The organism is Pseudomonas sp. (assembly GCF_026224925.1).
In the GTDB taxonomy this organism is placed as follows: Bacteria; Pseudomonadota; Gammaproteobacteria; order Pseudomonadales; family Pseudomonadaceae; genus Aquipseudomonas.
Window position 1 is genome coordinate 1 of record NZ_JAMFRV010000762.1, and the last position, 20,182, is coordinate 20,182.

The window sequence follows — 20,182 nt, forward strand, 5'->3', positions numbered from 1 at the left end:
GAGCGGCATTCAAATCACGCGCATCGAGCAGCTCGATCTCCGCGTTCAGTGGCTGGTTCAGGGTCGACTTCAGGGTCAAGTCCCCGAGCCCCAACGCATTTGCCATACCGGATGACAAGGCCGAAGCGGCAGCTATTGCTAATACCAGTTTACGAACCTGAACCATAGCCCATCCCTTGTCTGATTATTCCTCGGCAGCCGAGAAGGTAAAGCCTGCTTCGGCTAATCAAGCCAAAGTGATTCATTAATTGTTGCCAAGTATCTTTTACATAGGGTCTTTTATCAACAATTCAGCCACTTGCACAGCGTTCAACGCGGCACCCTTGCGAACATTATCAGACGTAATCCACAGGTTAAGTTCCGCAGGGTCATCAATTCCCGCGCGTACTCGTCCTATATAGACCACATCCTGCCCTACTGCATCGCCAACCGCGGTAGGGTAATCGCCGGCCTCGACCAGTTCGATACCTGGCGCAGCATTGAGCGCCGCGTTGACCGCAGCAAGGTCAATTGCCCCGCCAGTTTGCAGCGAGACACTGAAGCTATCGCCGAAAAACACGGGTGCTTGAATGCAACTGACAGAAATCTTAAGTAAAGGCAGCGCGAGCAATTCACGCAACTCGGTCACCAGGCGCTTCTCAAGCGGCACGTGCCCTTGAGCATCGGGAGTGCCTACCTGGGCGAGCAGGTTAAAAGCCATTTGCCGGTCGAAAAACCGCGGCTCCATGGGCCGAACATTGAGCAGTTCAGCCGTCTGTCGCGCCAGTTCCGCAACGCCTTCACGGCCTTGGCTGGAGACTGCCAGGCACGCAGTCACATTGACCCGCACAACCTCCAATAGACCGCGCAATGGCGCTATTGCCACTGCCAACGCCGTCGCAGAGGGACTCGGGCTGGCAACCTGATACGGTTTCTTCAATGCATCCAATAGGGACGCATTGATTTCCGGAACGACGTTGGGGGCTTGCTCTACTGGCAAGCCACCCGACAAATCAATCACAGCGCAGCCGGCAGCGGTGGCCCGTGAGGCATAACTGCGAGTAATCGCCGGGCCTGCGGCGAAGAACACGATTTGAACTTTACCGAAATCGAATTCGTCGACTTCGCGCACCCGCACGTTTTTGCCGCGGAAAGGCACGGAATGGCCCGCCGATTCGACACTCGCCAGAAGGTGCAGATTGGCGACCGGAAAATCACGTTCTTCAAGAATCTGGACGAGGGTTTCGCCGACAGTGCCGGTGGCGCCAATCACGGCAATATCAAAGGACTGGGTCATGCAAAAGCCTCAGGTAAATCAGGGATCGGCACTTTAACCGTCGAGTTAGTGACAGGCAATTGTGCGCAACGTCGGTGAGCGCATCGGAGCAACGCACGGTAATGTCAGGGCTCAAGCCCTATTCGAAAAAACTCCCCGTGACTCCATACGCCCAACCAGCGCTGACCGTCGATCTCGCGAGTTTGCGCCAACTCCACCAGTTGATAGAAAACATTGCGGTGAATCAATGCTTCCAGATTGACCCGCACATGAATATAGGGCGCTGGCTCTTGGGTCTGCGGGTCGATTTCTACACGTAACGGATGCTCGGGCCCCGCTTCGGTTTGATCATCAACGTTAGTGGTGAAACGCAGAACCTGCTGTTCGCCCTCGCCTTCGACTTCAAGGCTGACGGCAACAAAGGGCGCATCGTCGACCTTGATCCGAACCTTCTCTACCGGCGTGATCAGGAAATAGTCGTCATCGTCCCTGCGCATGATGGTGGAAAACAATCGAACCATGGGCTTACGCCCTATCGGCGTACCCAGGTAGTACCAGGTGCCATCCCGGGCGATGCGCATGTCGATATCGCCGCAGAAATCCGGGTTCCATAGGTGAACGGGCGGCAACCCTTTTGATTTGGGAATCTGTGCAAACAGATCATTGGCCTTGCCGGGATCACTCATCGCGTTATTCCTTACTGGGGGTTACGACTGACACCCATTAGGCTACGAGCGTAATCCTCCAACGGTGGACCAAGCAAATCTTCAGGTTTGGTATTGTGCATCGTCAGCAATCCGCCGCGGGTACGAATGCGTGCGGTGTCGATCAAATAACGAGTGGTGGTTTCAATCACCATCAGTTGGATCACGCCGCTGTCGACGCCTAGGCGATCCACTGCTTGCTGGTCGGACCACTCGTCGCTGTTGCCAATCCGGTCATCGGCCTTGGCGAAACGGGTGTACAGCAAATAGTTGGCACCCGCAGCTCGCGCCTCAGTCAGCGCTTCGTCTAGCCCCATCGGCGCCTTGGCGCGGCGAACCATGGGGAAATACTCGATAAAGCCATTAAACGCTTCTTCGGCGACGACGTTTGGCCGTGGGTAGGCATTGCCAGGCGGCACAAACGCACCTTGGGCGATGTAGATGAAAGAGTCCGGCTGCAGGCGTCGGTTATAGGCTCTATCGGTGTTGCTATGATCGAGCAAGCCCGCATCACTCATCTGATCATGAGCACCCTGCCCCATGTCGCTGATACTCATGCAGCCACTTAACGACAACATCGTCAGTAGCAAAACCAGGCTACGCATCATCCCCTCCAGGTGCCAGTGACGGAAAACCGGCGAATGCGCGACTAATGCAGCTTCCGCGCCATACAGGGGAAAAGAGGTGGATCAGGCGCCACCGAGTCGTGGCATTCGCGAACAAGTTCGCGCCTACAGCATTCTGTGGGAGCCAAGCTTGCTTGCGAAGCAGACGACGCGGCCCATGAGAACGCCCTAACCGCCAATAATCTTCATCACGGTGGCGCCGCCTGAAAACGCCACGTCCTGCTTGTCGCCCAACGCCCGGACCAACAGTCGTTGCAGCGCCGGCAGGGCTTCGTGGCGGGGCTTGTCCAGCAGGTCGCCGACGTAATGACGGTTACTGGACGAGAGGCATCCGTGCAGCCAACCCGTAGAGGACAGGCGCAAGCGCGAGCACGTCCGGCAAAACGGCACGCTTTCGTTGGCTATCACGCCAAAAAAGCCTTTGTCCGGGATCTGATAGCGAACGGCCGTGGCGTCCACAGGCGCATCGGCCTGGAGGTATTCGTACTGCTCGCCGATCAGCGCCAGCAGCTGCTGCAAGCTGACGAACTGTTGCAGAAACCCATTTGAGTCGCTGGCCAAGTGCCCCATGCGCATCAGCTCGATAAAACGCAGCTCGTAACCACGCTCAAGGCAATAATCGAGCATCGGCATCACCTGATCGAGGTTTGCCCCGCGCAACGGCACCATGTTGACTTTGATTTTGATCCCGGCGGCGCTCGCCTGGGTCATGCCATCGAGCACGGTAAGCAAATCGCCGCCACGCGCAATGGCGCGAAAGGCGACGGGGTCAAGCGTATCGAGGGACACATTGAGCCGGCGGATACCGGCATCAATCAACAGTGGCAGCTTGCGAGCAAGGAGCTGGCCGTTAGTGGTCAAGCTGATATCAGCCAAGCCCATTTTCCCGACCTGACCCATGAAGGATTCCAGCTTGGGACTAACCAGCGGCTCGCCACCAGTAATGCGCAGTCGCTCAATACCGGCAGCTTCGATCAAGTACGCCACACCGCGCGCCATGGCCTCGGCCGACAATTCATCCTGCGCAGCAACCAAGCGCTTACCGTTGGGCACACAGTAAGTACATGCGTAGTTGCAAGCGGACGTCAGGCTGATTCGCAAATTGCGAAACTGCCTGCCTTGACGGTCAACGATCATGAACAGCTCCGACGGGAATAGGTGAACTGCTAAAACTTGACTCAAACATCAAGTTTTAGCAAGCGCCAGCCTGAGTATATTCCTGCTGCTCACCGCCCGGCAGTCATTACCTGAAGTTATCACGTCGCCGAATGACTCAGCTGCTCGGCGGGGTATCGGTGTCGCGCTTGCGCTTGTTGCCCATGCGCACGCCAATGTCCATCAGGAACTGAAAAAAGCCTTCCTGATCTTCGAGCACATTGCTCCAGAACGGCGAGTGATACAGCGCAACAGCGCCATGCACCAACGCCCAGGATGCACAGAAGTGAAAATAAGGCGGCACGTCTTCAAGCTTGCCTTCGTTGATTCGACCTTCGATCAACAACGTCAGGCGCTCGAAGTTAGAAGCACGAATCTTGTGCAACTCCACCACCATCTCTGGCACCTGATTGCCCTTGACCACTTTCTCTTCCAGACGATCGAACAGCCGATAGCGCTGAGGATCGCGCATGCGGAATTCGAAGTACGCGCGGGATAAAGCTTCCTTATCCTTGTCGACGTCGGCAGAGTGCAGCAACTCGTTCAGATCGCGCTCGTAGTCGAGCATCAGGCGCAGGTAAATCTCCGCCTTCGACTTGAAGTGCTTATAGATGGTGCCTTTGCCGATACCCACGGCATCAGCGATCATCTCGACGGTGACGCTGTCTTCACCTTGATCGAGGAACAGCTTTAGCGCGGTATCGAGAATTTCTTGCTCACGGCGACGAAATTCACGGACCTTACGAGGTTCTTTCTGCATAAGAAAAGGTCTGTTGGGGGCCAAAATCGAAGCCGCGTATTATGCCTAACTTGCGCCAAATTGCACGGATCATCCTACCATGTCTACGTTTCTTGATGAATTTACACAAGCTCCAGGCCTGCGATATTTAAACCACGCGGCGGTCGCGCCCTGGCCAAAACGCGCCGCAACCGCCGTCGCGCGTTTCGCTCAGGAGAACGTTCTGCTGGGTGCCCGGGACTATCCAGACTGGATGATAGTAGAACAACGCCTTCGTGAACGCTTGATGCGCCTGCTGAATGCACCGTCGACTGATGACATTGCTTTGGTCAAAAATACATCGGAAGCCCTGTCATTCGTAGCGTTCGGACTGGACTGGAAAAGTGGCGACCAAATCGTTATCAGCGACGAAGAGTTCCCATCCAACCGTATCGTCTGGGAGGCACTGAAGCCTCAAGGCGTGGAAGTGATCCAGGTCAGCCTAAAGGTCGACGATCCAGAAGCAGCATTGCTCGCAGCCTGCGGCCCTCGCACACGACTGCTGTCGATCAGCGCGGTGCAATTCGCCACAGGGTTGCGCCTGGACCTTGAAGTGCTGGGCGAAGGCTGCAAGCAGCGTAATGTGCTGTTTTGCATCGACGCCATTCAGCACCTAGGCGCCCTGCCCTTTGACGTCCAAGCCAGCCAGTGCGACTTCGCCATGGCCGACGGTCATAAGTGGCTACTGGGTCCTGAAGGATTGGGCGTGTTCTATTGCCGTGCCCAATTGCGACCGCAGTTGAAGTTGCACGAGTTTGGCTGGCACATGCTTGAGCACATGGGCGATTACAACCGCACCACGTGGGAACCTGCGGTGTCGGCGCGGCGTTTCGAATGCGGCAGCCCAAATGTGTTGGGCAGCATGGCGCTGGAAGCCAGCCTGTCTTTGCTTGAGGAAGTCGGCATGGAACAGGTCGGCAAAGCCATCGCAGAGCGGGTTCTGTGGCTAGAGGAGGGCTTGAGTTCTATCCCCGGCGCTCGCTTGCACACTCCGAAAGACCCTGCTCGACGGGCAGGCATTCTGTCGTTCAGCCTTGATGGGGTGGACAATTCGGTGCTGTTCGAACGTCTTAAGCAGCATCAGGTCGTGTGTGTACAGCGCGGACCGGGTGTGCGCTTTTCGCCGCATTTCTATACTGAATCACGAGTAATCGAAGAAACTTTGGCACTGGTGCGCGATTCAGCTGTTTCGTGAGAACTCAATTAAAGCGCGGGTATTCCAAATCCGTTTAAGAAATACGCTGTCCGGACTGGACGTCCGGCCCCTATGGCCAATACTTAATTCGTTGGCGCGGCATCTCCCCCAAGTGGCGCGCCGATGAAGGTACCAATGGATCGCGTACCTTTGTTTACTCCTAATGGTCTTAACCCGGATTCACCCCCCAGAACCCGGGTTTTTTTTGCCTGTAATTTTGGATCGCAACAATTTCAGCGCCAAACAAGGACTCTGTGGGACCGAACTTGTTCGGGAAGCAGGCGGCGCGGAGTATCTACCAGACCGAGGTGATGCTTTCGCGAACAAGTTCGCTCCCACCGGGTGCGGACTCCTACAAATAAGCATTCAGCAGATAAACGTTCAGCGCTTGAGGTGAGCCAGCGGAAACAGGCGTGCGAAGTTTTCGGTGGTCTGCTCGGCAAACCGCTCGTACGGCTCGCCGCGCAACATTGCCAGGAACTCGGCGACTTCGCGCACGTATTGCGGCAGGTTTGGCTTGCCGCGATACGGGATAGGTGCCAAATACGGCGAATCGGTTTCTACCAGCAGCCGGTCCGCCGGCACTTGGCGCGCTACGTCGCGTAACGCATCGGCATTGCGGAAAGTGACGATGCCGGACAGTGAAATGTAAAAGCCCAGATCCAGCGCGGCCTTGGCCATTTCCCAGTCTTCGGTAAAACAATGCAGTACGCCACCCTGTGGCAGCGCAGCTTCACGCAGTAAATCCAAGGTGTCGGCGCGGGCGCCACGGGTGTGGACAATCACCGGCTTGCCGGTCAGGTTGGCGGCCTGCAGGTGCAAGCGAAACGATTGCTGCTGGAGTTCTGCGGCTTCTGGCTCGTAATGGTAATCGAGCCCGGTTTCGCCAATAGCCACCACCCGTGGGTGATTCAGCTCTTGGAGTAACCAATCCAACGCAGGCGCTGCACCTGGTTTCAAGTCAAGCGGGTGAATACCCACTGAACAGTCCACGTCGTCGTAGCGCTCAGCCAGGGCTTTTACCGCGCCAGCGTTTTCGGCACTGACCCCGATGCACAAAAAATGTCCGACACCACGCGCCCGGGCGGCATCAAGGGCGGCATCCAAAGAGCCTGCGTGCGAGGCAAGATCAAGACGGTCGAGGTGACAATGGGAGTCTACAAGCATGGCTGAGGTGGCAACTACATCGTATGAGTGGGACGGTCCGACTTAAGAGCGCCGGCCAAGTAGGTTTCGATTTTATTGCGGGCGGTATTGTCGCCGTCGTTGAATTGCACGCCGACCCCTGCGGCCCGATTGCCTTGGGCGCCTTTGGGCGTGATCCAGGTGACTTTACCCGCCACCGGGATTTTTTCCGGCTCGTCCATCAAATTCAGCAGCATGAACACCTCGTCGCCCAGCTTGTAGCTCTTGCTGGTCGGAATGAACAAACCGCCATTCTTGATGAACGGCATATAAGCGGCGTACAGCACAGATTTGTCCTTGATGGTCAGGGACAAGATGCCGTTCCGTGGACCAGGACTCAGCGGCACACTCATTGCGTTTCCTTTGGGCTAAGGGCTAAAGGCGTGATCCGAATACCGGAGTTTAACCTTGTCCGGGCAGGCCTGCCCACTGCACGAGCAATGCCTCAAGCAACAAAACCCGATTAAGGTTGGCTTTGGACATTACTTTTTGACGCTGCAGCAGTACCCAGTCCTGAATAGCGAGCACTTTGCCTTGGCTGGACTTCTGTGCCAGGTATTGCAGCACCTTGCGCATATCGGTCAAGCCAAGGCCGGTTTCGTCTTCGGTCAGTTGATAACGCAAGATCAGCAGCGACCAATCGCTGAACCAATCGAACAGCAACAGCAGGGGAATATCTTTCCAACCTTCCGCCAGTTGAGTGGGCGACTGCTGCTGTTTGAGCAGCTTTTTCACACCATCCACCACCAGCGCCCGCTGTTCGCGAACACCTTGCGCCTGCAGGGTGACCGCAGCCAAAGGCGATCCTGCCGCCAAGGTCAGCAGTTCGAAGCGCTCATCGTCGCTGCAGTCCGGCAACGCCTTGGCCAGCCACTGCAAACTCATGGCCTCACTGGGCAGCGGACAGGCCTGTTGCACACAGCGGCTTCTGACCGTGGGCAATAATCGGCTCGACTGATGGCTGACAAGCAACAACACGGTGTTGCCGGAAGGTTCTTCCAGGCTTTTAAGCAGCGCATTTGCAGCGTTGACGTTCATCGCCTCGGCAGGCTCGATCAGCACCACTTTGCGCCCGCCCATCTGCGCAGTTTGTACGACAAAACTCACCAGTTCGCGTACCTGGTCGACCTTGATCGCCTTGTCCGCTTCTTCCGGTTCCAGCACGTAGTTATCCGGATGGCTGCCGGCCGCCAGCAACATGCAGGACTTGCACTGACCACAAGCGTCCAACCCTTCCGGCCGTTGGCACAACAAGCGCGCCATCAACCGCTCCGCCAACGCACGCTTGCCGATACCCACTGGGCCGTGCAGCAAATACGCGTGGGCATGCTGAGCACGCCCCGCCATTTGCTGCCAAAGGCCTTCCTGCCAAGGGTAGGCTTCAGCCACGGTGCAGCTCCAGCAACTCAGGCAACAAGGCGTCCAGGGATTGCTGAACCTCGGACAACGACAGCGCCGCGTCTACCAGTCGATAGCGTGCCGGAGTGGCGGCGGCGCGGTTCAAATAGGTGCTACGCACGGCGTCGAAGAATGTCCGGCCTTCTTGTTCGAAGCGGTCAAGTCGGCCACGGGCTGTTGCGCGGGCCAAGCCAACTTCGACTGGCAGGTCGAATACCAACGTCAGATCAGGCCGCAGATCCCCCTGAACAAAGGCTTCCAGCGCGGCAATACGGTCATGGGACAGACCACGGCCGCCACCTTGATAGGCGTACGTCGCATCGGTAAATCGATCACACAGCACCACTGAACCGCGGGCCAACGCTGGACGGATGACTTCGGCCAAATGCTGCGCCCTGGCGGCAAATACCAGCAGCAGCTCGGTATCGGCATTCATCGGCTCGTCGCTGGGAGCCAACAGCAATTCGCGAATTTTCTCCGCCAACGGCGTGCCACCGGGCTCACGCGTCAGCACGACATCGACGCCTTGGGCACGCAAGCGCTCGGCGAGGTATTCACGGTTGGTGCTTTTGCCAGCGCCTTCCGGACCTTCCAGAGTAATAAACAAGCCAGTCACAGGCAGTCCTTCATCAAATTCATTATGGCTTTTGCGGGTCTTTTTCGACCGGTGCGGCAGTCGGCGCAGCGTCGGGCTTGGCTTCAGCCTCAGGTTTTGGTTCAGGCTTTTGCTCTGGAACCGGCTCAACTACCGGCTCGGTCTTGAGTTCAGGGATCGGCTCAAGCTTGGATTCAATCGTCGGTGTAACTGCCGGAGCAAGCACCGGCGCCGGGCTAGAGCGATAATCAGCACGGCGTTTCAGCTGAAACTCACGAACCGCGCTGTTGTGCGACTCCAGATCATCTGAGAACACATGGCTGCCATCGCCCTTGGCAACGAAATACAGGCTGCTACCGGACACCGGATTAAGCGCCGCACGAATGGCCTCACGCCCCACCAATGAAATCGGGGTAGGCGGCAAACCGGTAATCACATACGTGTTGTAAGGCGTCGACTCCTTCAAGTGAGCCCGAGTCAATTTGCCGTTGTAACGCTCCCCGAGGCCGTAAATCACCGTCGGATCGGTCTGCAGCAACATGCCGATCGCCAGGCGGCGGACAAATACACCCGCGATTTGCCCGCGCTCTTGGGGCACGCCGGTTTCTTTTTCTACCAACGACGCCATGATCAGCGCCTGATACGGATCAACGTAAGGCACATCCGCAGCGCGCTTGTCCCATTCGTCGGCGAGCACTTCATCCAAACGGTTGTACGCCTGCTTGAGCAAATCGAGGTCGCTCATCCCGCGCACGTAACGATAAGTGTCGGGGAAGAACCGTCCTTCCGGAAATACATTGGGATGCCCAAGCTTGCTCATCAACTCGCTGTCGCTCAGGCCCGCAAAGGTGTGCTCAAGCTTGGCCTGCTTGGCCAATGCGGCGCGGACCTGACGGAAATTCCATCCCTCAACCAACGTCAGGCTGTATTGCACCACGTCCCCGCGCCGCCACAACTCCAACAGCGCCTTCGCATCCATACCCGGCGTCATGCGGTATTCGCCGGTGTGAAAGGATTGCCCGGAGAGATTGAAGCGCCAGTAGAGACGCAACCAGAACGCGTCCTTGATCACGCCGTCGGTTTCCAGACGGGTCAGCGCACCGGTCGGTGTCGAGCCTGCGGCAACATCAAGGAGTTGTTCTTGAGTGAGGTTCAGCGGCTGTTTCAAGGCAACATTTTGCTGCCAGACAGAAAAGCCCAGCAGCAATCCAGCAAGGATCAGACACCCTTCGAACACCACCAACAATTTACGTATCACTGATCAAACATCCAGAAGCGCACGAGCAATGCCCTGCAGTTTACGGGTGAGCGGACCAACCGGCCAGTTCAGCTGCGCAAACCCTTGAACCGGCCATACGCCGTAGACGCTGTTGCACAGAAAAACCTCATCAGCCTGCTGCAGATCCAGCATCGCGACGTCGCACACCTGCGTGGTAATGCCCATCGCCTCAGCCTGCGCCAACAGCTCGGCGCGCATGACCCCAGCGACACCGCAACGGCTCAGGTCAGCGGTAATCAGCTCATCGTTCTTGATCAGAAACAAATTGCTGTATACGCCCTCGATGATCCGCCCGGAGGTATCACACATCAACCCTTCGGCAAAGGCGCTGTCCTGCCACTCGCTGCGAGCGAGCACCTGCTCTAACCGATTCAGGTGTTTGAGCCCTGCCAACAGCGGTTGCTCGGCCAAACGTGTGACGCACGGAAACAAGCGCACGCCCTGATCGGCATGCGCCGCTGGATACTGTGTCGGGGGATTGCCTTGCAGAATGCGTCGAGGCTTTGCCTGAGGTGCGGGAGCGTAGCCACGCTGGCTGTCACCGCGAGTGACAATCAGCTTCATGACGCCATCGCCCAACTGCGCAGCAAACTCCAGTAATTCGCTGCGGATCAGTACATGATCCGCAGCAATTGCCAACCGACTGCAGCCAGACGCCAGGCGCTGCAAATGACGCTCAAGCAGCACCGGCTCGCCAGCGTTGACGGCGATGGTTTCAAATACACCGTCGCCGTAAGCGAGCCCTCGGTCGCTAACGGGCAGCGTGTGCGCCGGATGACCGTCGACCCAGCAGATCGACATCAATCAGCGAACCGGCGGAAAACCAACGAACCGTTGGTGCCGCCAAAGCCGAAGGAGTTGGACACTGCAATATCAATTGCCATCGGTTTAGCGTGATGCGCAACAAAATCAAGATCGCAGCCTTCGCCCGGCTCATCCAGGTTGATGGTCGGTGGTGCGACTTGGCCGTTGATCGCCAAAATACAGAAGATGGCCTCTACAGCGCCCGCAGCACCCAGCAAGTGACCCGTCATCGATTTGGTCGAGCTGACTGCCAGCTTGTAAGCGTGGTCGCCGAACACGGTTTTGATCGCCCGCGCTTCGGCCAGATCGCCCGCCAGCGTCGAGGTACCGTGGGCATTGATGTACTGCACCTCATCGACATTAATCTTGGCGTCACGCAGGGCATTGGCGATGCAGCGCGCAGCGCCTGCACCGTCTTCCGGCGGCGAGGTCATGTGGTAAGCATCGCCACTCATGCCGAAACCGATCAGCTCACCGTAAATCGTCGCACCACGCGCTTTGGCGTGTTCCAACTCTTCGAGCACCAATGCACCCGCACCGTCAGACAGGACGAAACCATCACGGCCCTTGTCCCACGGTCGACTCGCGCGAGCAGGGTCGTCATTGCGTGTGGACAAAGCCCGCGCCGCGCCGAAACCGCCCATACCCAAACCGCAGGCCGCCATTTCTGCACCGCCAGCAATCATCACGTCCGCTTCACCGTAGGCAATATTGCGCGCGGCCATGCCGATGCAATGGGTGCCCGTAGTACAAGCAGTAGCGATGGCGTAGTTAGGCCCCTGTACACCGAGGTGGATCGACAGAAAACCGGAAATCATGTTGATGATCGAGCCAGGTACAAAAAACGGAGAGATTTTCCCCGGACCTTGCTCGTGCAACGAACGACTGTTGTTCTCGATATTGGTCAAGCCACCGATACCCGCACCCATGGCAACGCCAATTCGGTCACGGTTTTCATCGGTCACTTCCAAGCCGCAATTGCGCATAGCCTGAAAGCTGGCAGCCAAACCGTACTGAATGAACAGGTCGAGACGGCGGGCCTCTTTGGGCGCCAGGTACTCCTCGACTTTGAAGCCCCTTATCGAACCGCCAAAACGAGTGGTGAAGGCTGAAAGGTCCGTATGCTCGATCAGGCCAATGCCACTGCGACCAGCCAGGATACCTTGCCAACTGCTTGGCACATCGTTACCCAATGGCGACAGCATACCCATACCGGTGACTACGACGCGTCTACGCGACACAGCACTCTCCTTTCTTCTAATGGCGACACTTTCGCTCGATTCTTAAAGAAAAAACCGCACGCCAGTAAAGGCAGTGCGGTTTTTCCAGTCAACAGCGCAAATTACAAACTATTACGCTTGGTGCGCTGTGACGTAATCGATAGCAGCTTGAACGGTGGTGATTTTTTCAGCTTCTTCGTCAGGGATTTCGGTCTCGAATTCCTCTTCGAGAGCCATCACCAGCTCCACGGTATCAAGGGAGTCAGCGCCCAGGTCTTCAACGAAAGAAGAAGTATTGCTCACTTCCTCTTCCTTGACGCCCAGTTGCTCAACAACGATTTTCTTGACGCGTTCTTCGATGGTGCTCATACCTTGTTTTAACTCCTAGTGGACAAATTCAGGCAGCTGGCCGGTGGGTAAGTGTAAGAAGAGGTTTTGCGCATTTCAAGCTCAATGCTTAACCTCTTGAACCACACCCGCCTTGCGCCTATTAATAGATTGCAGCTTTATAACGGATTTTAGACCGCTCGTATGACATTTTTTGACGTTATCCGTCACATTTAGCTCATGTACATGCCGCCGTTAACCGGGATTGTAGCCCCAGTAACGTAGCCTGCACCTTCAGAAGCAAGAAAAGCGACCACATGCGCGATCTCTTGAGCTTGCCCCAGACGCCCTAAAGGAATCTGGCTGACCAACGATTCACGCTGGGCTTCGGGCAACTCACGGGTCATATCAGTATCGATAAAACCGGGTGCAACCGAATTCACGGTGACCGCACGGGAGCCGACTTCACGCGCCAGAGCCCGACTGAAACCTTCCAGCCCGGCTTTCGCAGCCGCGTAGTTTACTTGGCCTGCGTTGCCCATGGCACCCACAACCGATCCAATACTGATAATTCGACCCCAGCGGGCCTTGGTCATGCCGCGCAAAACACCCTTGGACAGCCGAAACAGGCTGTTCAGGTTGGTATCGACAACGTCATGCCACTCGTCATCTTTCATGCGCATCATCAGGTTATCGCGGGTGATACCGGCGTTATTGACCAAAATCAACGGCGCGCCAACGCGTTCCTGAATCAATGCCAGGGTCGTGCTCACGGATTGCGCATCACACACATCCAGCATCAGGCCAAAGCCTTCGATGCCGTTTTCCTTGAAGGTCGCGCTGATTCGCTCGGCGCCAGACTCAGACGTTGCGGTTCCGACCACGGTCGCACCGTTACGTCCCAACTCAAGGGCAATGGCTTGGCCAATACCGCGGCTCGCACCGGTGACCAGTGCAACTTTACCTTGCAGGCTCATGCAAGTTTCTCCTAATCAGGCCAATGCCGCGCGGCTGGCAGCAAAGGCATCTGGGGTGTTGAGATTGTAAGTCGTCACGCCTTCGGCGCAACGCTTGTTCAGGCCTGCAAGCACTTTACCCGGGCCACATTCGACCAACTGAGTAGCACCATTGGCGGCCAGACACTGAATGGACTCGACCCAACGCACGGGCTTGTACAGCTGCTCGAGCAGATCGCGCTTGAGGGTAGCAAGGTCGGTCACGGCTGACGCGCTGACATTTTGCACCAACTGGATCTGCGGCGCTTGCCAGTCAATGGCTTCGATGGATTCGGCAAAGCGCTCGGCAGCCGGACGCATCAATTCGCAGTGGGACGGCACGCTGACCGGCAATGGCATGGCGCGTTTGGCACCACGGGCCTTGCAGGCTTCGATGGCACGCTCGACGGCAGCAACGGAACCAGCGATCACAACCTGACCCGGCGAATTGAAGTTCACCGCGCTGACCACGTCACCTTGAGCCGACTCGGCACACGCAGCCAATACCTCAGCATCTGCCAGACCAAGAATAGCCGCCATGGCGCCTTGCCCTGCCGGTACAGCTTCCTGCATCAATTGGCCGCGGCGCCGTACCAGCTTGACCCCATCGCTGAGGCTCAAACTGCCAGCCGCTACCAATGCGCTGTACTCGCCCAGGCTATGCCCGGCAACAAACGCTGGACGTGCACCGCCTTCAGCCAGCCACACGCGCCACAGGGCCACAGAGGCGGTCAAGATGGCCGGTTGGGTCTTGTCGGTTTGATTAAGTTGCTCTTCCGGTCCTTGCTGGGTCAGCGCCCACAGGTCGTAACCCAGTGCGGCGGAAGCCTCAGCGAAGGTGTCGAGGATCAGCGGGTATTGCGCGCCCAGCTCGGACAACATGCCGAGGGACTGCGAGCCTTGGCCCGGAAAAACGAATGCGAGGGATGCAGACATTGAACAAGCCCCTATTAATGTGTCGTCGAAAAATGGGTACCTGATACACCCGGTACAGCCACTCATAGCTAACGTGATGGACAGTTGGATGAATGACCGGTTGCAGGCGTCACATCATTCTTGCGGGCCACGTTGTCGCAGGGAGCCTAAAGCAACTCCTCGAGACGCCCGCTTAACCGCTGCGGGAGGCCTTCCTGGATTTCGATCAAGGCCCGCTGAATCGCGAACTGGAAGCCTTGCACACTCGCCGACCCGTGACTTTTGACCACGATGCCCTGCAGACCGAGAAAACTTGCGCCGTTATGCCGGGCCGGCGCCAGGTCGGCCCGCAAACGCTTAAGCATCGGTAACGCCAAAACGCCCACGGCTTTGCTCAGCACGTTTTGCCTGAACAAGGCTTCGATACGTGCGCCAATCATCGTTGCCAAGCCTTCGCTGGATTTGAGCAGGATGTTGCCGACAAACCCGTCGCACACCACCACATCAGCCTCGCCCCGATAAACACCGTCACCCTCGACGAAACCGACATAGTTCAAGCCGGGCGACGCCTGCAGCAAAGTGGCGGCCAGCTTGACCTGATGATTACCCTTGATGTCTTCGGTGCCGATGTTCAACAACGCCACCCGAGGCCGGGTCACACCCAACGCTTCAGCAGCCACCGACCCCATCAAGGCAAATTGAAGGAGATGCTCGGCACTGCAATCGACGTTCGCCCCCAAGTCCAACAATTGGCAATAGCCTTGCTGGGTTGGAATTGCAGCAACCATCGCCGGCCGATCAATGCCGGGCAACGTCTTGAGCACAAAGCGCGAGAGCGCCATCAGTGCCCCGGTGTTTCCAGCACTGACACACGCCTGAACCTCACCACTGGCCAACAGCCCGAGGGCCACACGCATCGAAGAATCGGGTTTGCCGCGCAACGCCTGCGCCGGACGGTCGTCCATGGAAATCACTTCCGACGCATTGACAACACGCAGACGTGAGCGATCCACACCAGAATGGCGGGCAATCAATTCTTCAATGAGGGGAGCTTGACCGACGAGGGTCAGGTGCAGCGAGGGTGTTGCAATCAAACAAGCAATACTGGCCTGCACAATGTTGCGGGGACCGAAGTCCCCACCCATTGCGTCAATCGCGATGATCGAAGCGGACAAGTAATTACTCGTCAGCGCCTTTATCGATCACTTTGCGACCACGGTATACGCCTTCTGGCGATACGTGGTGACGCAGGTGAATTTCACCTGTGGTTTTTTCTACAGACAGAGTGCTAGCCGTAAGGGCGTCGTGCGAACGACGCATGTCACGGGCAGAGCGGGATTTTTTGTTCTGCTGAACAGCCATAATTAATTAACTCCTAAACGTTTGGGTCACGCTTTAACTGCGCCAATACACTGAACGGGTTGGACCGCGTTACCTCGTCCTCGCTCGACTCGGACACTTGATTGTCCGCCGGCTGCTGGCATTCTTGCGGGTCATGAGCAGGCACAATGGGCAAGGCGAGCAAAAGCTCTTCCTCGATCAATGCCAGCAGATCCAGTGGATCTTCGCCCAGTTCCAGCACGTCATAACCTTTCGGCAACGACTGGGTATTCGCACCCTCTTTCACCACAGCGTAACTGCATTCGCTGTGGATCGGCAGGGTGACCAGCTCAAGACAACGCTGGCAAACCATTTTGACTTCGACGTCGATGGAGCTGTGAATTACCACAGATCTGCGCTCGTCGCGCTCAAAAACAAACTTCGCCTGCACCGAACCGAGAGTATCGGAAAGCGGGTCGCAGAGCCTCTCCAAATCAGCCAGCAGTACTTCTCCCTGAAGAGTAGTGCCACGATCAGCTAATTTGCGCGGGTCAACATGAGGTGGAATCGGGTCATTCAACATAGGCGCAGCATTCTAGGGACGAGGTACCCCTCTGTCAAAGGGAAATTCAAACCTGTGCGTATCCGGAGCCGCTGATTACAATCAACTTTCACCTACGGAGTACTTCATGCTTCCCCTGTTGCTCGCCTCCAGCTCACCCTACCGCCGCGAATTGCTGGCTCGCCTTGGTCTTCCGTTCATATGCAGCTCGCCGGACATCGATGAAAACCGACACCCGAACGAACCCGCAATTGATCTGGTTCTGCGCCTGGCGCGAGAAAAAGCACAGGCGCTTTCTGGCAGCTACCCCGCGCATCTTATCATTGGCTCGGATCAGGTAGCAGTGCTCGACGGACACATCCTGGGCAAGCCGCACACCTTCGAACGCGCCCTGGAGCAACTCTCTGCCGCAAGCGGCAACAGCGTGACGTTCCTCACAGGCCTGGCACTGCTAAACAGTCACACCGGTCACTGCCAAGTCGACTGCGTAAAGTTCACCGTGCACATGCGCCATCTGAACCGCGACAGCATCGAGCGCTATTTGCATGCCGAACAGCCCTACGACTGCGCAGGCAGCTTTAAAGCCGAGGGTTTGGGTGTCAGCCTGTTCCAGAGCACCGAGGGCAGCGACGCCACAAGTTTGATCGGCCTACCGCTGATTCGCTTGATCGACATGCTGCTTATTGAAGGGGTCAGCGTTCCGTAGGAGATTTGCTTCCACCGGGACCTTGGATTGCCCAAGGCCCGTGTCGCGCCGAGATTCGGTGGGACCGAACTTGTTCGGGAAGCAGGTAGCGCGATCTGTCTGGGATACCGCGTCGCTTCATTCGCGAACAAGTTCGCTCCCACCAAAATGCGCGCTACTGGTGATTAACGCAGCGAAGGCCCTTGGAAGCCCATCCACATGGCTAACTGATTAGCCATGCTCACGCCGAGCTTCTTGGAGAAGCGGTCAAACGGTGAGTCTTCGACGGTGTAGTCGACGATATCTTTGGCGCCAATCACTTCACGAGCGACATAGCTGGCATTGCCCAAGCCATCGATCAGACCCAACGGCAACGCTTGCTCACCGGTCCAGACCAGCCCGGAGAATAGCTCAGGGTGCTCTTTATCTTTCAGACGATCGCCACGCCCTTGCTTGACGCTGGCGATGAACTGACGGTGCGTCGTATCCAGGACACCCTGCCAGAACTGAGTTTCGTCAGCCTTGGGTGGCTGGAACGGGTCAAGAAATGCTTTGTGCTCGCCCGACGTGTAGGTACGACGGTCTATGCCCAGCTTATCCATGATCCCGACAAAACCGAATCCGGCAGCCGTGACACCAATCGAACCCACCAGACTGGCCTTGTCGGCATAGATCTGGTCAGCCGCACTGGCAATGTAATAAGCACCGGACGCGCCGAGGTCACTGATGACCGCGTACACCTTGATGTCAGGCTTTTCGGCACGCAGACGACGAATCTCGTCATAGATATAGCCGGCCTGTACCGGGCTGCCGCCAGGACTGTTGATGCGCAGGATCACACCCTTGGTCTTGGCGTCATCGAAAGCCGAGCGCAGCGCATCGACGATGTTGTCAGCGCTGGCTGCTTCTTTATCAGCGATCATGCCCTGCACTTCAATGAGCGCAGTGTGTGGATCACTGCGCGATCCGCCTTTGCCGAAGTCCATCAGTGGCGTGAACACCACCAGGGCACCAATCAGGTAAGCGAAGGTCAGCAGCTTGAAGAAAATGCCCCAGCGTCGCGAACGGCGCTGCTCTTGCACGCTTGCCAGCAAGGTTTTTTCCAGCAGCTTCCAGCTTCTGTCATCACCCTTGGGGTCCGGGACTTCAGAATTGCTGCCTTTCCATTCATCTGACATGTAGTGATTACCTTAATAAGACTCGGTGCCAGGCGCACTCAACCAACTGCGCAATTCAGAAAACCGTTCAATGGCCAAGCGCGGCTGGTATTCGCGAAGGGATGCCAGAGATTGCGCACCGTAGCCCACCGCGACGCTGTCCATACCTGCGTTTTGCGCCATCAATAAATCGAAAGACGAGTCACCCACCATCAACGCCTGCTCCGGCACCACACCGCAATGCTCCAGAATCTCGTGCAACATCAACGGGTCCGGCTTGCTGGCTGACTCGTCGGCGGCGCGTGTGATTTGAAAATAATCCTGCCAGCCATGGGCGTTCAACACCCGATCCAGCCCGCGACGGGATTTACCGGTGGCAACGGCCATCTGATAGCCCTGGGCACGGAACGCTGCCAGCGAATCCACCACATCAGCAAACAGTGGCGACGGCACGGCTTCCAGCGCCACATAACTTTCTGCATAGCGCTCACGAAAATCCAGCATCTCGCTCGGGCTTATGTGCGGGTACAGGGTGCGAATTGCCTCGGGCAAACCGAGCCCGATGATGCCCTTGATCGCAAAATCATCGCGTACCGGCATATCACACCGTTGCGCCGCCACTTGCATGGCCTCGACGATACGACCAATGGAATCGGCGAGCGTGCCGTCCCAATCGAAAATCAGTAATTTATAATCAGGGCGCACTCAATCGCTCCACGGTCTTGGCCCACATTTCATCCACAGGCGCTTGCAGTTTCAACTCGCCGCCGTCCGGTAACGGGACAGTCAGCATGTAGGCGTGCAGGAACAGACGCTTGCCGCCGAGATCGCGAATTTCGCGACTGAAATCTTCATCACCGTATTTAGTGTCGCCAGCGATGCAATGGCCGGCATGAAGGGTGTGAACGCGAATCTGGTGGGTCCGCCCGGTAACCGGTTTGGCCTCGACCATGGTGGCGAAGTCGCCGAAGCGGCGCAGCACCTTGAAGATCGTCAGCGCCTCCTTGCCCTCTTCATTGACCTCGACCATGCGTTCGCCGGAGCGCAGGTTGCTCTTGAGCAATGGCGCATTGACCCGCTTCAGGGCCGTGGCCCAGTTTCCGCGGACCAGAGCCATGTAACGCTTATCGACGCCATCCCCGCGCAATTGCTCATGCAAGTGACGCAACATGCTGCGTTTCTTGGCAATCATCAACAAGCCCGAGGTGTCGCGGTCCAGGCGGTGAACCAACTCCAATTCTTTGGCATCGGGGCGCATCTGACGAAAGGCTTCGATAACGCCGTAATTCAGACCGCTGCCGCCATGCACAGCGATGCCAGCAGGCTTATTCAGCACGATCAGCGCTTTGTCTTCATAGACAATCGCCGCTTCAAGGCGCTGCAGCAGGCCTTGTGCCAACGGGACCGGCTCATCACGCTCAGGCAAGCGCAAAGGCGGAACGCGAATGATATCGCCACCCTTGAGCTTGTATTCCGGCTTGATTCGGCCTTTATTCACCCGCACTTCACCCTTACGCAAAATGCGATAAATCAAGGTCTTAGGCACGCCCTTGAGGTAGGTGAAGAGGAAGTTATCAATGCGTTGACCGGCAAGTTCCGGCGCAACCTCAACCAGCTGGACGCCGGAGGTTGGGGGGGCAATATTCGTCATGCTGCAAATCATAACAATTTTTTATGGAATTGAAGCACTTAATGATTGCTGCTATAGTCGCGAACGTCGCCAAAAGCGGCCTGGACAGCGGACAAACGGCATAACACCGGCCCTGACCAACGCAATTCAAGAGGACGCAAGGCCGTCCGACGGGGCTTTCGCTGGATAACGGAAGGTCTGAAAACGTAACAAGCGCAGGTGACATGAGGCCTGAAACAGCCAGATCGCAGAGTTATCACTCGCCTTCTGAGCCTAGACCCACGGCCAGTTCACAAAGTGCAGTCGCTTTCAGACGCTCCGAGCGAATGTTTCGGAAACAACGCCTTAAGCCATGATGCGTAACCTTCCCTATCGAAGGTTGCGGTAAATGCCAACC

At 57.0% G+C, this 20,182-nt stretch carries 24 protein-coding genes; 2 read left to right on the top strand and 22 right to left on the bottom strand.

Features of this window, described 5'->3' with window-relative positions; genetic code table 11:
• From M0974_RS33425 to M0974_RS31700, 6 genes are all read right to left on the bottom strand, one after another.
• Positions 1 to 166 (bottom strand): FimV family protein (locus tag M0974_RS33425; protein ID WP_367279069.1); only part of this gene is annotated, 166 nt, incomplete at its 3' end.
• A 99-nt stretch (positions 167 to 265) separates the two neighbouring features.
• Positions 266 to 1,276, bottom strand: coding sequence for an aspartate-semialdehyde dehydrogenase (locus M0974_RS31680; protein ID WP_297846058.1), 1,011 nt, complete (start codon positions 1,274 to 1,276; stop codon positions 266 to 268).
• Between the two features lie 104 nt (positions 1,277 to 1,380).
• Positions 1,381 to 1,941 carry a DUF1285 domain-containing protein gene (locus tag M0974_RS31685; RefSeq protein WP_297846060.1) on the bottom strand — a complete coding sequence of 187 codons (561 nt, stop codon included), beginning with the start codon at positions 1,939 to 1,941 and terminating at the stop codon, positions 1,381 to 1,383.
• Positions 1,942 to 1,952: 11 nt separating this feature from the next.
• Complete coding sequence (locus M0974_RS31690) at positions 1,953 to 2,564, bottom strand: DUF4823 domain-containing protein (RefSeq protein ID WP_297846061.1); 612 nt, start codon at positions 2,562 to 2,564, stop codon at positions 1,953 to 1,955.
• Positions 2,565 to 2,753: 189 nt separating this feature from the next.
• Entirely contained in the window at positions 2,754 to 3,722 is a 969-nt protein-coding gene (locus M0974_RS31695) for a GTP 3',8-cyclase MoaA (protein WP_297846062.1), read from the bottom strand.
• Between the two features lie 136 nt (positions 3,723 to 3,858).
• Positions 3,859 to 4,500: a TetR/AcrR family transcriptional regulator gene (locus tag M0974_RS31700; RefSeq protein WP_297846064.1), complete on the bottom strand. Its 642-nt coding sequence runs from the start codon at positions 4,498 to 4,500 to the stop codon at positions 3,859 to 3,861.
• A 79-nt stretch (positions 4,501 to 4,579) separates the two neighbouring features.
• On the opposite strand from M0974_RS31700, the gene M0974_RS31705 reads away from it, so the two are divergent.
• The gene (locus M0974_RS31705; protein ID WP_297846065.1) at positions 4,580 to 5,713 is read left to right on the top strand and encodes an aminotransferase class V-fold PLP-dependent enzyme; all 1,134 of its coding nucleotides are present in this window, start codon (positions 4,580 to 4,582) and stop codon (positions 5,711 to 5,713) included.
• 381 nt (positions 5,714 to 6,094) lie between these two features.
• Here M0974_RS31705 and M0974_RS31710 read toward each other — a convergent pair whose 3' ends face one another.
• From M0974_RS31710 to M0974_RS31770, 13 genes are all read right to left on the bottom strand, one after another.
• Positions 6,095 to 6,880 carry a TatD family hydrolase gene (locus tag M0974_RS31710; protein WP_297846066.1) on the bottom strand — a complete coding sequence of 262 codons (786 nt, stop codon included), beginning with the start codon at positions 6,878 to 6,880 and terminating at the stop codon, positions 6,095 to 6,097.
• Positions 6,881 to 6,894: 14 nt separating this feature from the next.
• On the bottom strand, positions 6,895 to 7,251 hold the full coding sequence (locus tag M0974_RS31715; RefSeq protein WP_297846068.1) for a PilZ domain-containing protein: 357 nt from the start codon (positions 7,249 to 7,251) through the stop codon (positions 6,895 to 6,897).
• Between the two features lie 49 nt (positions 7,252 to 7,300).
• Positions 7,301 to 8,287: a DNA polymerase III subunit delta' gene (locus M0974_RS31720; protein WP_297846069.1), complete on the bottom strand. Its 987-nt coding sequence runs from the start codon at positions 8,285 to 8,287 to the stop codon at positions 7,301 to 7,303.
• Complete coding sequence (gene tmk / locus M0974_RS31725; RefSeq protein WP_297846070.1) at positions 8,280 to 8,912, bottom strand: dTMP kinase; 633 nt, start codon at positions 8,910 to 8,912, stop codon at positions 8,280 to 8,282. The genes M0974_RS31720 and tmk overlap by 8 nt, the downstream gene beginning before the upstream one ends.
• Positions 8,913 to 8,934: 22 nt before the next feature.
• Positions 8,935 to 10,149 carry an endolytic transglycosylase MltG gene (gene mltG / locus M0974_RS31730; protein WP_297846073.1) on the bottom strand — a complete coding sequence of 405 codons (1,215 nt, stop codon included), beginning with the start codon at positions 10,147 to 10,149 and terminating at the stop codon, positions 8,935 to 8,937.
• Positions 10,150 to 10,152: 3 nt separating this feature from the next.
• Positions 10,153 to 10,971 (bottom strand): aminodeoxychorismate lyase, encoded by an 819-nt coding sequence (gene pabC / locus M0974_RS31735; RefSeq protein WP_297846074.1) that lies wholly within the window; start codon positions 10,969 to 10,971, stop codon positions 10,153 to 10,155.
• Entirely contained in the window at positions 10,971 to 12,215 is a 1,245-nt protein-coding gene (gene fabF, locus M0974_RS31740; protein WP_297846076.1) for a beta-ketoacyl-ACP synthase II, read from the bottom strand. The genes pabC and fabF overlap by 1 nt, the downstream gene beginning before the upstream one ends.
• Before the next feature lie 111 nt (positions 12,216 to 12,326).
• Positions 12,327 to 12,563 carry an acyl carrier protein gene (gene acpP / locus M0974_RS31745; RefSeq protein ID WP_297846078.1) on the bottom strand — a complete coding sequence of 79 codons (237 nt, stop codon included), beginning with the start codon at positions 12,561 to 12,563 and terminating at the stop codon, positions 12,327 to 12,329.
• 191 nt (positions 12,564 to 12,754) lie between these two features.
• The gene (fabG, locus tag M0974_RS31750; protein ID WP_297846079.1) at positions 12,755 to 13,498 is read right to left on the bottom strand and encodes a 3-oxoacyl-ACP reductase FabG; all 744 of its coding nucleotides are present in this window, start codon (positions 13,496 to 13,498) and stop codon (positions 12,755 to 12,757) included.
• A 15-nt stretch (positions 13,499 to 13,513) separates the two neighbouring features.
• Positions 13,514 to 14,452, bottom strand: a complete 939-nt coding sequence (fabD, locus tag M0974_RS31755) for an ACP S-malonyltransferase (RefSeq protein ID WP_297846080.1) — start codon at positions 14,450 to 14,452, stop codon at positions 13,514 to 13,516.
• A gap of 146 nt (positions 14,453 to 14,598) precedes the next feature.
• Positions 14,599 to 15,606, bottom strand: a complete 1,008-nt coding sequence (gene plsX / locus M0974_RS31760; RefSeq protein ID WP_297846082.1) for a phosphate acyltransferase PlsX — start codon at positions 15,604 to 15,606, stop codon at positions 14,599 to 14,601.
• Positions 15,607 to 15,610: 4 nt separating this feature from the next.
• The gene (gene rpmF / locus M0974_RS31765; protein ID WP_008152339.1) at positions 15,611 to 15,793 is read right to left on the bottom strand and encodes a 50S ribosomal protein L32; all 183 of its coding nucleotides are present in this window, start codon (positions 15,791 to 15,793) and stop codon (positions 15,611 to 15,613) included.
• Between the two features lie 13 nt (positions 15,794 to 15,806).
• Positions 15,807 to 16,334, bottom strand: a complete 528-nt coding sequence (locus M0974_RS31770; protein ID WP_297846105.1) for a YceD family protein — start codon at positions 16,332 to 16,334, stop codon at positions 15,807 to 15,809.
• A 106-nt stretch (positions 16,335 to 16,440) separates the two neighbouring features.
• Here M0974_RS31770 and M0974_RS31775 point away from each other — a divergent pair, with 106 nt between their 5' ends.
• Entirely contained in the window at positions 16,441 to 17,019 is a 579-nt protein-coding gene (locus M0974_RS31775; RefSeq protein ID WP_297846107.1) for a nucleoside triphosphate pyrophosphatase, read from the top strand.
• Positions 17,020 to 17,183: 164 nt separating this feature from the next.
• On the opposite strand, the gene M0974_RS31780 is transcribed toward M0974_RS31775, so the two are convergent.
• From M0974_RS31780 to rluC, 3 genes are read right to left on the bottom strand one after another with little or no spacing between them, the layout of a single operon-like run.
• Positions 17,184 to 18,176 (bottom strand): S49 family peptidase, encoded by a 993-nt coding sequence (locus M0974_RS31780; protein WP_297846109.1) that lies wholly within the window; start codon positions 18,174 to 18,176, stop codon positions 17,184 to 17,186.
• 12 nt (positions 18,177 to 18,188) lie between these two features.
• Positions 18,189 to 18,860, bottom strand: coding sequence for an HAD-IA family hydrolase (locus tag M0974_RS31785; protein WP_297846111.1), 672 nt, complete (start codon positions 18,858 to 18,860; stop codon positions 18,189 to 18,191).
• A complete protein-coding gene (gene rluC / locus M0974_RS31790; RefSeq protein ID WP_297846113.1) occupies positions 18,850 to 19,806 on the bottom strand; it encodes a 23S rRNA pseudouridine(955/2504/2580) synthase RluC in 957 nt (318 codons plus the stop codon). Before rluC ends, M0974_RS31785 begins: the two co-directional genes overlap by 11 nt.
• Between the last annotated feature and the right edge of the window lie 376 nt (positions 19,807 to 20,182).

Excerpts from the sequence above, each read along its gene's own strand:
- M0974_RS31680 (WP_297846058.1), bottom strand. The coding sequence starts at position 1,276 with ATGACCCAGTCCTTTGATATTGCCGTGATTGGCGCCACCGGCACTGTC.
- M0974_RS31685 (WP_297846060.1), bottom strand. The coding sequence starts at position 1,941 with ATGAGTGATCCCGGCAAGGCCAATGATCTGTTTGCACAGATTCCCAAA.
- M0974_RS31690 (WP_297846061.1), bottom strand. The coding sequence starts at position 2,564 with ATGCGTAGCCTGGTTTTGCTACTGACGATGTTGTCGTTAAGTGGCTGC.
- M0974_RS31695 (WP_297846062.1), bottom strand. The coding sequence starts at position 3,722 with ATGATCGTTGACCGTCAAGGCAGGCAGTTTCGCAATTTGCGAATCAGC.
- M0974_RS31700 (WP_297846064.1), bottom strand. The coding sequence starts at position 4,500 with ATGCAGAAAGAACCTCGTAAGGTCCGTGAATTTCGTCGCCGTGAGCAA.
- M0974_RS31705 (WP_297846065.1), top strand. The coding sequence starts at position 4,580 with ATGTCTACGTTTCTTGATGAATTTACACAAGCTCCAGGCCTGCGATAT.
- M0974_RS31710 (WP_297846066.1), bottom strand. The coding sequence starts at position 6,880 with ATGCTTGTAGACTCCCATTGTCACCTCGACCGTCTTGATCTTGCCTCG.
- M0974_RS31715 (WP_297846068.1), bottom strand. The coding sequence starts at position 7,251 with ATGAGTGTGCCGCTGAGTCCTGGTCCACGGAACGGCATCTTGTCCCTG.
- pabC (WP_297846074.1), bottom strand. The coding sequence starts at position 10,971 with ATGTCGATCTGCTGGGTCGACGGTCATCCGGCGCACACGCTGCCCGTT.
- acpP (WP_297846078.1), bottom strand. The coding sequence starts at position 12,563 with ATGAGCACCATCGAAGAACGCGTCAAGAAAATCGTTGTTGAGCAACTG.
- fabG (WP_297846079.1), bottom strand. The coding sequence starts at position 13,498 with ATGAGCCTGCAAGGTAAAGTTGCACTGGTCACCGGTGCGAGCCGCGGT.
- fabD (WP_297846080.1), bottom strand. The coding sequence starts at position 14,452 with ATGTCTGCATCCCTCGCATTCGTTTTTCCGGGCCAAGGCTCGCAGTCC.
- rpmF (WP_008152339.1), bottom strand. The coding sequence starts at position 15,793 with ATGGCTGTTCAGCAGAACAAAAAATCCCGCTCTGCCCGTGACATGCGT.
- M0974_RS31770 (WP_297846105.1), bottom strand. The coding sequence starts at position 16,334 with ATGTTGAATGACCCGATTCCACCTCATGTTGACCCGCGCAAATTAGCT.
- M0974_RS31775 (WP_297846107.1), top strand. The coding sequence starts at position 16,441 with ATGCTTCCCCTGTTGCTCGCCTCCAGCTCACCCTACCGCCGCGAATTG.
- M0974_RS31780 (WP_297846109.1), bottom strand. The coding sequence starts at position 18,176 with ATGTCAGATGAATGGAAAGGCAGCAATTCTGAAGTCCCGGACCCCAAG.
- rluC (WP_297846113.1), bottom strand. The coding sequence starts at position 19,806 with ATGACGAATATTGCCCCCCCAACCTCCGGCGTCCAGCTGGTTGAGGTT.